Raw genomic sequence first — 15,489 nt, forward strand, 5'->3', positions numbered from 1 at the left:
ATACAAAAATCCTATTAAATCGCCCCTGCTGGGTCAATATCTTTAATAATTTCAGTACTTTGTTTCATTATTTGAGCCAGACGTTGGTGCATATCCTCTTCATCCTTCTTCAATAAACAGGCGAGCCTTCTAGATTCCTGGCTTTTCCGGATTATCTGGCTGCCGCTATGGTTGAAGGACAATTGCGCCATTTGCTCCATTGCCCTAAGGTCCAAATAATTTCGATGAAGTAAGGTCAAATCTCCCACCTCGCTCTTCAGCCCACCCCTAATTGCCTCCATCATCTCATTCATACTTGGTCCCGACGGAACGATTCTCTCAAATAGAATCCTTGCCTGAATAGCCAACTCAATATCAATAAGCCCTCCTGCAGAAAGCTTGAGATCTGTGACGTCCGAAGTAGGAACTGCAATCAATTTGGTCCTAATCCTCTTTAGTTCTCGAAGATCAGATTCAGAAAGTCCTCTTGAAGAGCAGATTTCTGCAAAAGGAACCTCAAGGCCTGACAAGGGACGCGCTCTTAGGTAGGCCTGTCTCTCCCAATGCAAGGCTTCGTTTTTAAGGAAGTTCTCCAATCTACTCTGACTCACTATCAAAGGACCCGCTTGACCTGAGGGTCTCAGCCTTAAATCGATCGAATAGATTTTGCCACCTTTATGAAAATCATTGAGTCGATGGATGAAACGCTTGGCCACTTTGTGGTCATTGCCATCAGGTCTCGATTTAGATACAAAGAGCAGATCCAAATCAGAACGAAAACCAAGCTCCATCCCTCCCCATTTTCCCATAGCAACCAAATGAATCCTTTCGGAGTCTGGCCGACTATCTAGGTGCTGAAGCAATTCAGAGCAAATGTAGTCTGCGCAAGCACTCAGATTCTGACAAAGAGCAGTGCTATCCCTATCAATCAAGAACTGGTTGGCTGCAATAATTTCAGTTAGCAATCTGTGTTCGGCCATCTCTTCCAGCTTTATCTCAAGATCCCCAGAAAACCGCTCCTGAGTGCGAAACAAAAAACTATCGATTAATTCAGGACGAGAAGCCAAAATTCTTCCGAGATAAGGGGAAGATGAGAACAGGCGAGCCAGATCTCGTACCAGCCGAGGCTCACGAACAAATAGACTAAAAAAAGTTGCTTTAGCCCGTATAGATTGTGTGAAATCCAAAAGCAAAGAGAGCGCCAGTTCTTTGTCGACTCCATTGCGTCCAATTTCCTGGACGTAATCGTAAAGAAACTTGCGGCGTGCTGATTCATCTCGCTCAAGCTTCATCGATCGAGCCCTTTGATTAACCAAATCTGCCCACAGCGAATCCACACAATCATCGGAAAATCCCAGATCAGAAAGCCACTTTCTTTGCAAGGGTTCTGTTGGAGGCAAAGTTTCTTTGGAGCTCTCTGCTGATCCCAATAAAGTCGTCACAGTTTGATTCACCAAACCTACCTTGATTTGCACCAGATCTTGATTCGCAAATCTGCGACCGATAGGCGGAGAACTGAAATCAAGTAAATGCGACTGTCGGTCACTTCCCAGTTGAACCATGTGTTCAAGGTGCCGAAATAACCAATAACTTGAATCCAGCAACTCCACTTCATTGTCCGGCAGTATTTTTTTGTCTCTCAGTGCCGATAAGGCCCTCGCTGTGGATGAAGTTCGGATTGAACGATCACGTCCGCCATGAATAACTTGCAGAGCATGGACAAACAGTTCTATGTCACGAATTCCACCCACCCCAAGTTTGATGTTAAATTCGTTTTTATTCGTCGATTGATAATGTTGATGTATTCTCGATCGTAGCTGTTTAAGGTCGTCCAGGAGAGTGTAATCCAAAAACTTACGATAACAAAATCTCACAAAAATATCCATTATGGCATCACAGAATTTAGGTGGACCTTGCAGGATCCTGGCCCTTACCAATGCAAGGCGTTCCCAGGTTTCTCCTTGAGACCAATAATAATCCTCAACCTGAGGAAGAGATGAGACTATTGGCCCAAAGCGGCCGCCAGGCCTAAGATCAAAATCCAATCTCAAGACAAAACCAAAATCTGTGTTCTCAGCCAAAAGGGTCCGAAACTTCCGAAGCGCTCGATCTATTTCAACGGTTGGGCCAATTTCAGAAATAACCATCAGATCAACGTCTGAGCTTAGATTTAACTCTTCAGCACCCAACTTACCCAGGGCAATCAAAGCAACCGGAAGATGTCCAAGGCCACAGGCGCGCCATGCCTCTGAGATCAATTTGTCAGCTGAATCACTCCAGAACTCAACGATATGTGACGTTGCTGCAGAATCAAAAAAAGTTGCAAGAGCTGCTCGCAGCCAAGCGCGGTGACGATCAAGTCTTAACTTTGCCATTTCAGAATCGGCATCGGTCCGGTCAAGCCATGACTTATAGAGAGCTACCGCTGAACTACCTCGCGAGACCTCTGCCCAGTCCAACTCAGAGTAAAAGGAAAGCTCTGGAACCTGAATCTCCTTCACTTTGTAAGACCGGACCATTTGGGCTTATAGTAAGAATTATTGTCGACCGTGATACGACGCTCATTGGCCCCATCAGGACTCGCGATGTATATTTGATTTTTGCCGGTTCGGTTGGAAACAAACATAATGTGACGTCCATCGGCAGAAAATGAAGGATCTTCGTTGTCGGCAGGTTTACCGTTGGGCTTTGTGGCTGATGTGATTCGGGTGAGTTGCTTTGTCTCCACGTTCACAACAAAGATATCAAAATAAGAAAATTTTGGATCATCCCTGGAGCGGTCCGTGCCAGCGAAGGCCAATAGTTTCCCGTCCGGAGACCAGCTCGGACTGGCATTGTACCTGCCAGCGAATGTCATTCTCTGAACATTCTTGCCATTGGTGTCCATGATATAGATCATGGGACTGCCACTGCGATCAGAAGAAAAAGCGATTCTTTTCCCATCGGGCGAAGGAGCCGGCTCAACATTCATGGCGCGGTTGGGCCCATTGGTGATTTCGCGCAAATTTTTTCCGTCGATGGACATTTCAAAAATGTCTGGATTACCGGACTGCGAAAGTGTCAGTAGCAAAGACTGTCCAGATGGCATAAAAGCCGCTCCAGAATTTATCCCCTTGCGATAGGACAACAGCCACCGCTTGCCGGTGTCTACCTCATAGAGAAACATATCTGCATTTCGGGACTTGGCTTTGGCGTGGTAAGCAAAAGCAGTGTAGGCAATTTGTTTTCGATCTGGTGACCAAGCCGGAGAAATCGCTACAGACTTGTGGTTTGATACCCTTTTTAAATTTGCTCCATCCCAGTCCATCGTATATATTTCTTTAACTAAGTTTTTGTTCTCGCTCGCGGCCGCGACAACCTGTGTGAGAAAAATCCCTTCCTTTCCTGTGAGCACCTGAATCAAATCATTGCAAAATTTGTGGCCAATTTTTCTTGCGGAGTCTGTTGTGCCTTCATAGATTTTCCCCAGAATCAACTTCGCCTGGGGGATGTGATACACATAGGTCTCAACAGTAAGTTTGGTTTCAGTTATTTTGTATCCTGAACGAATCAAGAATTCCGTTCCAATCGAGCGCCAGTTCTGAAAATTGAAGCCATTTGGCTCACCCGGAGCCGGCTTCATTCCTACCTTAGCCGTATCTTCCAAAAAGGCTTCCTGACGAATAAAAGTGAAGTAATTCGATACCAGCAAGTCATTATAAATCACATTAAAAATTTCCCGACCTATTTCAAGATTCTTGCTACTGGTTTTATCTGAGCTAAAAAATTGAAGAGGTGGTAAGGCAATTAAGCTACGCTTCACCGTCGCCTGCCCAACGTCAATGTAAATACCATTTGCTCCCTCTGCCCATGAAGAACTCCGTATGGGAAGCAAAAAAAGAGAAAAAAGAAATGCGACTCTCAAAAGGATATCTGATGACATAGCCAACCTCAGTTCAATCTGGAAAGTTAAATAACATTCCGTTCAAAGCGATCACATTAACAAGTCTTGGAGGAGGAGGAGGAAATGGTGACGCGGCATCTATGGCCTCAAAAACTTTTGCGTCAAAAGCGGCATCACCACTGGATTTAAGTAGCTCTCGACTCACAACATATCCGCGTTCATCAATTTTTACCAAGGCCTGCGCCCTCAATGTCGATTCCGCCAACCACTGAGGGAGGACAAAGAATTTTTGAACCTGCCTCTTGAGACTCGCAAAGTAACTATTGTGATCAAGCGCATCGAGACCAACTAAGCCTTCTCCCGCACTCAGAACATTTCCCTTGAATTCCTTTCGTGGTGAGGATCCCCCCGTCACAGCTACCTCTTTCATTTCCTTCGCGAGCTTTTCGATCGAACTCAAGGCATTTAACTTCGCAATAGCCTTGGATTGGTCCACCTTTGCCCTCTTGAGATCCACCTTAGGTGCCTCTTTTGCAGCCATCGGTAAATCGCTATTTTCTGGAATACTTGTTCGTTTGCTTAAGTCCTTGTCCGAAAATGGCATAGACTGAATTTCGTTTCTGGTTTCAATTTTGTCCGGCAATCCGACAATGTCCACCCGAATCGCTTCCCTGACGACAACCGTCTCAGTGGGAAAGACCAGCGACTTAACAGTAAAGAAAAGCAAAAACCCAAGGTGAAAAAGGAATGAGGTTCCAATTAACTTCGCAAATGAATCATTTTCCGGAGACAAGTCTTGCACAACCACAAATTACTTGGCCTTTGGTAAGGTGATTAACCCTATGCTGTAGATTCCAGCGGCCCGAATTTCTCCCATGGCTTCGGCAACATAACCGTAATCAACCTGACGATCCGCTTGGATATATATTTGCTTATTTTTTCGAGTTTCCATGATAGCTGCCAATTTTTTTCCAAGTCCCTCCATTGGAATCTGCGACTCGCCCAAAAAGAGTTTTTGACTTTTCTTGATAACTAGGGTCATTGGCTCCTCAGTTGTTTCGACACCGCTCGCTTTTGTTTCTGGAAGTTCAACTTCGAGGCCCTGATTCATCATAGGGGCGGTGACCATAAAAATAATCAATAGGACCAACATGACATCAACAAGGGGCGTAACGTTGATCTCACTGAGGACCGTGCGTCCGCCCCCGGACGTGGACGACATTCCCACTTTACTTACCCCTGAAAAAAATTACGCTTGGCAATATTCAATAGATCCGAAGCAAAGCTGCTCATTTCCAAATCCATCTTGCGCACTTCTGTTAAAAAATGATTGTAGGCTATGGTCGCAGGAATGGCGGCAGCTAATCCCACAGCAGTCGCAATCAAGGCCTCTGATATTCCAGGAGCAACGACAGCAAGACTTGCGACCTTTGTCGCTCCTATTTTCTGAAAGGCTCCCATTATTCCCCATACGGTCCCAAACAATCCAATAAAGGGGGCCGTGCTCCCAGTCGTCGCCAAGAGCGTCAAGCGAAATTCCATTGCAGCAATTTCTTCATCTGAGGCCTTGCGCAGTGCTCTCTCCAGATTATCACTCCCAGTTAACAAAGGAGCCTTATCGTTCTCTGACTTCCTGCAAACCAGATTTGAATCGGCAATTTTTCGTAACTCCAAGTATCCACTTTTAAAAACGCGGGCAAGACTGCTTTCCTGATGATCTTTCATCGCGTCGAAAATATCATCAAGGGAGTTTGCCTTCCAAAAAAACTCCAAAAAGGGAGCGTTGGCCCGATGCAATCGGCTGATCTGTCTTCGTTTTGCAAGAACAACGGCCCAACAAAAAATAGAAAGTAGGACAAGTGATAACAGCGTTAATTGCACGACAAGACTTGCCGACCAAATCGCCTCCCAGACGCCAACATTTACGGAAACAGATACTGCCTGATTCGCTGCTGCCCACGCTTGATTCATAGAAAGATAAGCTAGCGGGAGATTGAGTTGTCTGCAACCAGAATGGACTCATTAAGTCCAATTCAGATATCTTTTTCTTTCTGTTTACTGATCTATGGTGCGGCGGGACGAAATTTCTTCAAGGCCCAATTTGGGCGAGAAGTCAAAACTCCCTTCAAAGCTCCCTCTATCCATTCGGGAAAAAAATTGTTGGAAAAGGGGTCGTCTTCCAGCTCCAAAATCAGAGATTTCTTCTGGCGTTGGATTTCTAGAGTCAGTGTCGGCGTAAACACAAGCGAATTATTCATAGACATCGGAGAAACGATGACATCCTCCTGAAAAGAAATCAGCGTTTCAATTCTTAAGTTATCGAATATCATGGCTCGACTGATTCCAGGCGAGTCCGAACCATACAGCCACAGAGGTTCTATCTTCTTCATCTCCCGAACAAATTTGGTGAATGGGCTGCGAATGATCACCCTTTCTCCAAGATCAAGAGAGTTGATGAGTGTCACGACTTCTTGAACATATGTGGCATTTGGATCAAAAAAAGTGAGTAAAAGAAGACGTCCCTTCGTTATCTCTGCAGCTCGCTTAAGAGTTAAAAGTCTAATTCCCTTACCACGAAATTCATCGGGTCGCCTATCAGGCCATTGGGTATTAAAACCTGCATCCAAATATGACATTTGGTTCCATCTCAAGATTTCTGGAGTTCCCTGTCCATTGGTCATCTCTTCAAGCCGATGGCCAGGAAACACAAACCACACTCCATCACTTGAACGATGCAGAGGAAGTTCTATTCCAACAAGGGATCCCAGTTTGATGCTTTCTGTGATTGCTTGTTCGGTGTATGAAGGGTCAGTCTCTCCTCCTCCCCTTTTGCAACAATCCAGAACTGATGCTTCTCCTTCAAAAGCGGATGATCGTAGGCCTCAAATTCCCGCTGTAAACCCACATATCGCAGACCAAACAAGAGCAACACGAGAAAAGAAATAACACCCATACCAATGATAAAGAGTCTTGAAAAAGCTGACATCATATTCTTAACCTACTGAAATTACTTGATTTTGTCATTAAAAAAAGAATCTGTGATTGTGGCGTCTATATAAGTTAAAAAAAGACGTATATTAAATTGCTTAAAGTGTCGTTTTCGGTTAGCTTTCATTTCTCCGTCCTGGTAAATTTGCGCCATTTCTAAATGATAAACGGACAATCTACCTCGATGGTTAGGAAATAGATCAATGAATAAACTCAACCGTAAAGTTGTGTATGCCCTCATGGCCCTTAAATATATGTTCAGCAAATCTCCGGGAGCACTCACCACTGCGAAAGAAGTTGTTGAGGCAACCAAGTGCCCTTTTGACGCAACAGCTAGAGTTATGCAATTAATGACACAAAAAGGCATTCTCAGGTCCGAACAGGGATCTCAGGGAGGCTATTTCATCATTCGAGATCTCTCAAAGATATCTTTTTATGAACTCGTTGAACTGATCCTGGGACCTTTGGGAATTGTTAAATGCATAAACGGAATTGAAACTTGTCTGCAAAAGGACACCTGCAATGTCAAATCACCCATGGCTGAGCTAAATGCAAGATTGGTAGAATTTTACAAAAAATTACCCCTTTCTGAAATTCTTAAGGTCCAAGACAAAGAACCGGATCCGACTTCATGAGATCCAGTAAATGACTCTATTACTGGTGCCATATTTGAGACCTAGTTGGAGAACTGGATGAACCAGGTAAAAGCAAATGAAGCAAACGAAGTCCGTGAGTATAAGTACGGTTTCTCTACCTCTGTAGATGTAGACAGAATTCCCAATGGTCTAAACGAAGATACCATTCGTATTATTTCTGAGAAAAAAAAAGAACCCGACTGGATGCTCCAGTATCGACTCAAAGCCTATCAACACTGGCTCAGCATGACTGAGCCCCATTGGGGACATTTTAATTATCCACCAATTGACTATCAGAAAACCAGCTATTATTCAGCTCCCAAATCTACAAAAGATAAGGTTAAAAATCTTGACGATCTCGATCCAGAACTGCTGCGCACATTCGAAAGATTGGGAATTCCCTTGCAAGAGCAGAAGCGGATTTCAGGAGTCGCTGTTGACGCTGTGTTTGATTCAGTGTCTATCGGAACCACACACAAAGAAGCCCTAGCCCGGTACGGGGTCGTATTTTGCTCCATCTCTGAAGCTCTCCACTCTCACGAAGATCTCGTGAAAAAATATTTTGGTTCTGTGGTTCCCCACACTGACAATTTTTTTGCTGCCCTCAATGCGGCTGTATTCACAGATGGATCCTTTTGTTATATTCCAGAGGGTGTGCGCTGCCCCATAGATCTGTCTACCTATTTTCGCATTAATTCTGAGGAAACCGGCCAATTTGAGCGCACACTTATTATCGCAGAGCCGGGAAGCTTCGTTAACTATCTCGAGGGTTGCACGGCCCCGATGCGTGACACCAATCAATTGCATGCAGCCGTTGTTGAACTGGTTGCCTTAGCTGATTCTGAAATAAAATATTCCACCGTGCAAAATTGGTATACTGGAGATAAAGAGGGTCGAGGAGGTATTTATAATTTTGTCACCAAACGAGGAAAGTGCGTGGGTCGAAATTCTAAAATCAGTTGGACCCAGGTCGAAGCAGGCTCAGCCATAACATGGAAATATCCGAGCGTGATTCTTCAAGGTGACAACTCGGTCGGCGCTTTTTATTCGGTCGCCCTGACCCATGACCACATGATCGCTTACACTGGCACAAAAATGATCCACATTGGAAAGAACACTAAAAGCACCATTCTATCAAAGGGGATTTCGGTAGATCGTTCGACGAATAGCTACCGCGGCCTCGTAAAAATTCTTCCCTCTGCTGAAGGAGCTCGAAACTATTCTCAATGCGACTCAATGTTAGTCGGAGATAAGAGTTCAGCTCATACCTTCCCCTCCTTGGAAATTCAAAATAAGTCGGCTGTTGTTGAACACGAGGCTTCAACCTCTAGAATTAGCGAAGATCAATTGTTTTATCTGCAGTCGAGGGGTCTTGACTTGGAAGCCTCTATATCCCTCCTCGTAAATGGCTTTTGCAAAGAAGTCTTTAAACAATTACCCCTGGAATTTTCTGTCGAAGCGGTAAAACTTATCGAAATGAAGCTCGAGAATAGCATTGGATAGAGGAGATTGGAAAAGCTATGTTGAAGATCAAAAATCTCAGCGTTGAAGTCAACGGAAAACCCGTTCTGAAGGGTCTCAACCTAGAAATCAATGCTGGCGAAGTTCACGCCATCATGGGGCCAAATGGTTCAGGAAAAAGTACCCTATCCAAAGTGATAGCTGGCCATCCCTCCTATAAAATAACGGGCGGATCGATTGAGTACGAAGTTAATATGAAGTGGAAAAATATCTTTGAAATGACACCAGATCAACGGGCCCGGGAAGGGATTTTTTTAGCTTTTCAATACCCCGTTGAAATTTCAGGAGTATCCAACCTGGTGTTCCTGAGAGCCGCCTTCAATGCCGTTTGCAAACATCAGGGCATTCCAGAAATGAGCGAGTCTGATTTTGAGAAATTTCTGGAGGAAAAAGCAGAAATCGTCAAAATGAATACAGAGTTTCTTAAACGTTCGGTAAACGAGGGCTTCTCAGGAGGAGAAAAGAAGCGAAACGAGATCTTGCAGATGGCTGTTTTATCTCCTCGGCTCTCCGTTCTAGATGAAACTGATTCTGGCCTTGACATTGATTCTTTGAAAATTGTAGCCAGTGGGGTTAATCATCTGAGGAAAAAATCAAACGCCATACTGATGATCACCCACTACCAAAGACTTCTTGATTTTATTGTTCCTGATTTTATACACGTTTTGATTGATGGAAGTGTTGTCAAATCTGGGAAGAAGGATCTGGCTTTGGAATTAGAAAAACGTGGATACGATTGGCTGATTTAGTATCCTTTGAAAGGATTTTGGCTTGCAGACCCCCTTTGAGGCAATTCGAAAATATAAGATTCTATCCGAAGCTTTGTTGTCTCGAAACGGCAAGTACTGGTCTGCTGACCAAATAGCCCTTCGAGAGAATTTATTCGAAAAACTTGAGGGAAGCGGCTTTCCTCTTCGAAACTCCAAGGATTGGAAATACGTTAATCCTCAATTATTTTTACGTCATGATTATAGCCGAGCGAATCCACCGGATTTCTCAATTGAAGATGAGAAATTGGAACAAATTCTCGAGCATCTGGCTTCGGATTCCATTGTCATGGTCTTTATCAATGGTCACTTCTCAGAGAAGTTTTCATGTCAGGAGAAAATTGCGGGACTCGAACTGCACTCACTCGCAGATGTTATGAGAGATGCAAAGCTGGGTTCAATTGCTTCCAAAAGTCTGCTCAGTCTTAAACATTTTGAAATGAGTTCAGGTAACTCTTTTTCGTGGCTGAATGGAGTTCTCCATGAGGACGGAATTTTACTAGAAGTCTCGCCCAATACTCGCATCGAAAGGCCTTTGGTTATACTCCATTTTGCGTTGGCGACAGATGATATGAAGTGGTTTTCTCCCTTTTATCGACATTTTTTTAATTTGGGAGAGAGTTCTTCCGTAGACCTAACATTGATTTATTCCGGCGCTCCTGGAGTAAAATCCTTCAGCAATGTGGTAACTCAGATTCAGCAGAACGCCTCAAGTCGCTTGAATTACCACCAAATCCAAGAAGAGGCTTCCACGTCTTACCATTTGTGCCAATGCCGAAATGAGATTGAACAATTCGCCACATTCAATGCTCTCTCGGTTGGTTTAGGAGGTCGACAATCTCGACAAGAACTCCTGGTTGATATCAAAGGGCCATCAGACGAATGTGCGTGTTGACGGCATTTGCCTAGCAAAAGACCATCAACATCAGGAATTTAAAACTGTCATGCGCCATCATAAGGGGCGCGGAAACAGCCACCAGCTTTTTAAAAGTATTGCCACTGATCAGTCCAGAATCGTATTTGAAGGAAAAATAGCTATCGAGCCTGAAGCTCAAAATGTTAACTCAAGTCAGCTCAGCAAATCTCTGCTGCTCAGTAGTGCAGCTGAAATTGATACTCTGCCAGTTTTAGAAATTCAGGCTGATGACGTTAAAGCAACCCATGGGGCCAGTATCGGACAACTGGATCCGGAACAAATATTTTATTTTCAATCCCGAGGAATTGAACAGAAAAATGCCGAGGCTATGTTGACTCATGGATTTGTTAAAGACGTCCTTGAGATTCATCAGAACCTCTCTGGAAAAACGACCCCCATAAGCCAAGGACTGGGGATATGGCTGTCACAGCTCTTGGATGACAAGACAAGTAAATCGGAGCTTTTAACATGATTCATTGGTCAGATGACTTTTTTCGCCAGGAGTTCCCTGCTCTCTCTCAAAATATTAATGGGCATCCTCTCGTCTATTTGGACAATGCGGCCACAAGTCTAAAACCACGTAGAGTTGTTGATCGCCTTTCGAAGTTCTATCTTACAGAATCCGCAAATGTTCATCGGGGAGCACATTTTCTAAGTGATCAAGCAACGGCTGCATTCGAAAACTCCAGAGCAATAGTTGCAAAATTTCTCGGCGCTTCAAACAGCAACGAAGTCATTTTTACTAAAGGGACGACCGAGGGTCTCAATCTCTTAGCCCGAACCCTTGGATCACAGCTAAGACCTGGAGATGAGATCCTGCTTTCGAGGATGGAACATCACTCGAACATTGTACCCTGGCAGTTGATCGCTGAGGAAAAATCTCTTGGCCTGAAATTCGTTGAACTAAACAAAGATGGGAGTTTGAACCTCGAGAACTTCAGATCACTTTTATCTGATCGAACAAAAATTGTCTCATTCGTCCATTGCTCCAATGCCCTTGGTACAATCAATCCGGTCAAGGATCTGTTCACAGAGGCCAGAAAATTCGGAGCTAAAACAATTTTGGACGCAGCCCAATCTGTCTCTTTTATGCCAGTTAATGTCCAGGAACTTGGGTGTGATTTTCTGGCCTTTTCTGGTCATAAAATTTTTGCCCCTACTGGGATAGGTGTTTTATGGGGCAGAGAACAATCTCTCAATAATTTGATCCCCTATCAGGGCGGCGGATCAATGATTGAACGTGTAAAGATGAGTAAAACTACTTTTCTGAGTGCTCCCCATCGGTTTGAGGCGGGGACTCCGCATATTGCCGGAGCCATTGGACTGGGCGAGGCACTCAATTTTGTTTCTGACTTAGGCATTGAAAACATCTATCGGCATGAATTAGACCTTGCAGAAAAGGCAAGGGAGGAGCTGAAAGGTCTGCCTGGTATTCGATTTGTTGGCGAAGCCCTCGACGTGCCAACATTGTGTCTTTCGTATTTGAAGGCATCCATCCCTCCGATATCGGTCAATTACTTGACCGAGAGGGAATTGCTCTTCGAACTGGACATCATTGCACCCAACCATTGATGGATTATTTTGGGCTGCCAGGTACTATTCGAGCTTCATTTTCTATTTATAATTCAGATTCAGATATCAATCGATTAGTGAGTGCTGTCCGAAAGGCATTGGAGATTTTGACATGAGCATACCCGCCATTTCACCCAATGATATTTTGGTACGAGCCCAGGACACCCCGAACCCTGCAGCGCTTAAATTTATTATTAATTATGCTGTGAAAGCAGAGGGACGAACCACCTTTCATACAATCGAGGAATGCGAGGAAGTACCACTCGCAAGAGATCTATTTGTTTTACCTGGAGTAAAACAGCTCTATTTTTTTGAAAATACCATTACCATCACGCATGACATCGACGTGATCCAAGCCAACTTTGAAGAGCAAGTTATTTCCGTTATCAAAACCCGTTTGCCGACACACAATTACCACTTCCTGACTGCTGAAGATGGGCCCTCTAAAAAAGGGACGATTGACCGCTCTCATTTAAGTCCCGAGCTCAAACAGATTGAGGAAATCCTGGATAGAACGATTCGTCCTGGCCTACAAGCCGATGGAGGCGATATCGAAATCTTGGAATTTAAGGACAATGAACTCAAAATTATTTATCAAGGAGCCTGCGGCGGATGCCCAAGTTCGATGATGGGAACTCTCGACGCCATTCAGGGCATTCTCCGCCACGAACTTAAAAATGAAGGATTGATCGTATCGCCGATTTAAATTCGATTGTGATAATTGTGCAAATATCCGTGACGTTAACGGAAGATCTTCTCAGATTTAGTACGAGACAGTTTCGACTCCAAGGCCATGTTCTCTTTTGAACGATGAACCAATTCGACATCTTCATTTTCAATCATTTCCTGATCAAGGGTATTGAATTGGATTGAGGTTCCAAATGAAGTGCCATTTTTCTGTCCACTCACAAATAAATGAATTTGCTGATTTTGTTCAGATGTACTCGTTACCGTAAGTGATGTCTGTTTGACCCCACCATTGCCAGAACTGAAATCGATTGTCCTTTCGATTTCGCCATTCACAAGTACGATTTCGTCTGGCAACGACCACTTAAGATTAACCCCTTCAATATCTTCTTCTGAGAAGATCTCAACATCAAGAGTAAATGGCACACCTGGGACAATGCTTTCGTCCGCGACAGTCCTCTTCATCTTCACCAAAAGTGGCCCACTCACTTTATTCGTGTGGCTGACACCTAGAGCACGGTTTTTCGGCATCAATATTTGATCCTTATAACTCGACAATTGGCCAGCCAGAATTCGTTTCGGACTTTTAAAAAAGTAGGATGCCAAACTGATGATTGCCGGTGTTAAGGTCAAGAGAGCCATCCGCAGTAGCCACTTGGAGAGTCTTGACTTCCCCTTACCTATATTTAAGGCAAACTGTCTGGACATAAATTGACTCCCCCAAGCTTCATTTCATATTCCGTTTCTGATCCAATACTGGCTCCACCCGTGAATACCATCACGTTGATTAAGTAGTCTCCCGCCGGCAGTGAAGAGATTGAAATATTTTCTGTTTCCGTGTTTCCTGAGGAAGGCGTCGCCGGTTCTTCGCGACTATATCCAACCATGTCTTCGCTGACTCCATATCGGGCGCTGGAATTATAAATGTACAAGTCCAAATCAGCTTCCGTCCCGGAAGGGGTAACGTAATTCAAAGTTAACTGAAGAGGACCTCCGCTATGTTTATAATGATAAAAATCATTGTTTCTTAGCAAATGAGAGGTAGAGAAATTGCCACTATCAGAAGAGCTATTGTAGGGAGTGATCGTGTACGGGTTCAAAGATATGTGGCATCCCCCCGACGTCGTGGTTACATAGCGACCGTACTCAGCCCGAAAATCGGCGGAGGAATCGACATGCTTTTCACTCGTTCTCAAAGATGACCAATTTTGAGGTGGAGACAGTCTATTGTGGACAAAATCGTGCAATACGCTTACATCTCGAAACTCCAAACCTGACCTTGCAAAGCCTCCGTGCGAAACCAAAGCTGCCCATATGGCTTCAAAACCATTATCTATTGAGTCATTGTCATTTCCCGCACCAACGCCGGCACTATCATTTACATCAAACAAGAGGCGAGTAACTGAAAACTCTCTAAAATTACCTTCACCGTCAAATTGGGGGCGATCATTTGCTGCGCTGGCACCATTCGGCTCTAATTCAATTCTAAACATAAAATTCGTGCTACCACTGATATTTCCAGCAGTATCTAAATAGTAGCCATCGCCTCGAACAGCTGCCTGAAGAAAATTTCCCCAGCCTTCCGACCAAGCGAGACGAGGATCAATCACGCGATTCCCATTGTGCCCGCCACCAGGGGAATCGGAAATGAACATCGAATCCTCAAGAAAATGACCAAACTCGTGAATGATGACGGAGTTATCAAAGTGATCGGTGTCAGAATAATTGATGTCACCGTTTACTCCTCCTAAAATAAAAAGACGACTGAACCCGGGTAAATAAAAACTGAGCGCGCTTGAGCCTTCAAAATAGCTACCCGGATTAAACCCAGGCTCCCAATAAACAGCTACCTTAGGAGCAACCGTAAAATTCGGACATCCCGAAAAATTACTTCCACAATTTCCAGCCTTGCTCCTGATGAAATCATTTGCATTGTGCAACTGATCTAAAATATTGAAAGCTCCGCCCAATAGACCATCTTCCATTGTCGCTAAAGCGGTAAGGGCACCCAAGTCCTGATTGGCAGTCGCTATGACCTGAATCTTCAAGCCATAAATCAAATTTTGCTCGGGAGCATTAAGAACAGATGCTTTCAGAAACTGATTGTTCGCCCGAGAATTAATGCTCAAGGTAAATATCCCATCGCCTCTAGGCAAAGATAAGCTGAAAACTCCAAGTTCGTCGGTCTCTCCGCACTGGAGAAGGACTCCGCTCGAATTTGTCACACGAACTTCAGCGTGACGAATAGGCCTTGGTGATCCAGGAGCTCCAAGTCCGCCAGATGAAGAATTTTCGTAAAAGTACTCCCTCGCTTGGTATTGTCCCTTTCCGGTCACACTAACCGAATCACTGTAATTCACGGGACCAGAGCAATATTCAGGTTCAACTGGACCTTGATAAGTAGGACTGATTCGGCCCGCAGCAGCTGTTCTCTTCCTTGTTCCCTTCGAGCAACCAAACATCAATAAAAGGGCGATCAAGGGAACGATTTTTTTAAGCTCGGGTGGGTGGATTGAAGAGAAGGGGCTAACCATGAGAACT

At 44.3% G+C, this 15,489-nt stretch carries 15 protein-coding genes and 1 pseudogene; 7 read left to right on the forward strand and 9 right to left on the reverse strand.

Annotated elements, in window-relative coordinates:
• Nucleotides 1-14: 14 nt before the first annotated feature.
• From IPJ71_09930 to IPJ71_09960, 7 genes are all read right to left on the reverse strand, one after another.
• Nucleotides 15-2,480, reverse strand: coding sequence for a glutamine-synthetase adenylyltransferase (locus IPJ71_09930; GenBank protein ID MBK7844001.1), 2,466 nt, complete (start codon nt 2,478-2,480; stop codon nt 15-17).
• Nucleotides 2,477-3,901 carry a PD40 domain-containing protein gene (locus IPJ71_09935; GenBank protein ID MBK7844002.1) on the reverse strand — a complete coding sequence of 475 codons (1,425 nt, stop codon included), beginning with the start codon at nt 3,899-3,901 and terminating at the stop codon, nt 2,477-2,479. The genes IPJ71_09930 and IPJ71_09935 overlap by 4 nt, the downstream gene beginning before the upstream one ends.
• Nucleotides 3,902-3,914: 13 nt before the next feature.
• Nucleotides 3,915-4,655 carry a TonB family protein gene (locus tag IPJ71_09940; protein ID MBK7844003.1) on the reverse strand — a complete coding sequence of 247 codons (741 nt, stop codon included), beginning with the start codon at nt 4,653-4,655 and terminating at the stop codon, nt 3,915-3,917.
• An 18-nt stretch (nt 4,656-4,673) separates the two neighbouring features.
• Complete coding sequence (gene tolR / locus IPJ71_09945; protein MBK7844004.1) at nt 4,674-5,084, reverse strand: protein TolR; 411 nt, start codon at nt 5,082-5,084, stop codon at nt 4,674-4,676.
• Between the two features lie 11 nt (nt 5,085-5,095).
• Entirely contained in the window at nt 5,096-5,833 is a 738-nt protein-coding gene (gene tolQ, locus IPJ71_09950; GenBank protein MBK7844005.1) for a protein TolQ, read from the reverse strand.
• A 92-nt stretch (nt 5,834-5,925) separates the two neighbouring features.
• Entirely contained in the window at nt 5,926-6,579 is a 654-nt protein-coding gene (locus tag IPJ71_09955; GenBank protein MBK7844006.1) for a hypothetical protein, read from the reverse strand.
• Between the two features lie 29 nt (nt 6,580-6,608).
• Nucleotides 6,609-6,851, reverse strand: a complete 243-nt coding sequence (locus IPJ71_09960) for a hypothetical protein (GenBank protein MBK7844007.1) — start codon at nt 6,849-6,851, stop codon at nt 6,609-6,611.
• A 202-nt stretch (nt 6,852-7,053) separates the two neighbouring features.
• Here IPJ71_09960 and IPJ71_09965 point away from each other — a divergent pair, with 202 nt between their 5' ends.
• The 7 genes and pseudogenes from IPJ71_09965 to IPJ71_09995 all read left to right on the forward strand — a co-directional run bounded on the left by IPJ71_09965 (nt 7,054) and on the right by IPJ71_09995 (nt 12,967).
• A complete protein-coding gene (locus IPJ71_09965; protein ID MBK7844008.1) occupies nt 7,054-7,485 on the forward strand; it encodes an Rrf2 family transcriptional regulator in 432 nt (143 codons plus the stop codon).
• Between the two features lie 57 nt (nt 7,486-7,542).
• Nucleotides 7,543-8,988 carry a Fe-S cluster assembly protein SufB gene (gene sufB / locus IPJ71_09970; GenBank protein ID MBK7844009.1) on the forward strand — a complete coding sequence of 482 codons (1,446 nt, stop codon included), beginning with the start codon at nt 7,543-7,545 and terminating at the stop codon, nt 8,986-8,988.
• A gap of 17 nt (nt 8,989-9,005) precedes the next feature.
• Nucleotides 9,006-9,755 carry a Fe-S cluster assembly ATPase SufC gene (sufC, locus tag IPJ71_09975; GenBank protein ID MBK7844010.1) on the forward strand — a complete coding sequence of 250 codons (750 nt, stop codon included), beginning with the start codon at nt 9,006-9,008 and terminating at the stop codon, nt 9,753-9,755.
• 22 nt (nt 9,756-9,777) lie between these two features.
• Nucleotides 9,778-10,668, forward strand: coding sequence for a SufD family Fe-S cluster assembly protein (locus tag IPJ71_09980; protein ID MBK7844011.1), 891 nt, complete (start codon nt 9,778-9,780; stop codon nt 10,666-10,668).
• A complete protein-coding gene (locus IPJ71_09985) occupies nt 10,658-11,161 on the forward strand; it encodes a SufD family Fe-S cluster assembly protein (GenBank protein MBK7844012.1) in 504 nt (167 codons plus the stop codon). Before IPJ71_09980 ends, IPJ71_09985 begins: the two co-directional genes overlap by 11 nt.
• Nucleotides 11,158-12,377: pseudogene (locus IPJ71_09990) on the forward strand (cysteine desulfurase). Before IPJ71_09985 ends, IPJ71_09990 begins: the two are co-directional and overlap by 4 nt.
• Nucleotides 12,374-12,967, forward strand: coding sequence for a NifU family protein (locus IPJ71_09995; GenBank protein ID MBK7844013.1), 594 nt, complete (start codon nt 12,374-12,376; stop codon nt 12,965-12,967). The pseudogene IPJ71_09990 and the gene IPJ71_09995 overlap by 4 nt, the downstream one beginning before the upstream one ends.
• 35 nt (nt 12,968-13,002) lie before the next feature.
• On the opposite strand, the gene IPJ71_10000 is transcribed toward IPJ71_09995, so the two are convergent.
• The gene (locus IPJ71_10000; GenBank protein MBK7844014.1) at nt 13,003-13,656 is read right to left on the reverse strand and encodes a hypothetical protein; all 654 of its coding nucleotides are present in this window, start codon (nt 13,654-13,656) and stop codon (nt 13,003-13,005) included.
• On the reverse strand, nt 13,635-15,482 hold the full coding sequence (locus IPJ71_10005) for a hypothetical protein (GenBank protein ID MBK7844015.1): 1,848 nt from the start codon (nt 15,480-15,482) through the stop codon (nt 13,635-13,637). Before IPJ71_10005 ends, IPJ71_10000 begins: the two co-directional genes overlap by 22 nt.
• Nucleotides 15,483-15,489 lie beyond the last annotated feature (7 nt).

The organism is Bdellovibrionales bacterium, from assembly GCA_016714165.1.
Taxonomy (GTDB): domain Bacteria; phylum Bdellovibrionota; class Bdellovibrionia; order Bdellovibrionales; family UBA1609; genus JADJVA01.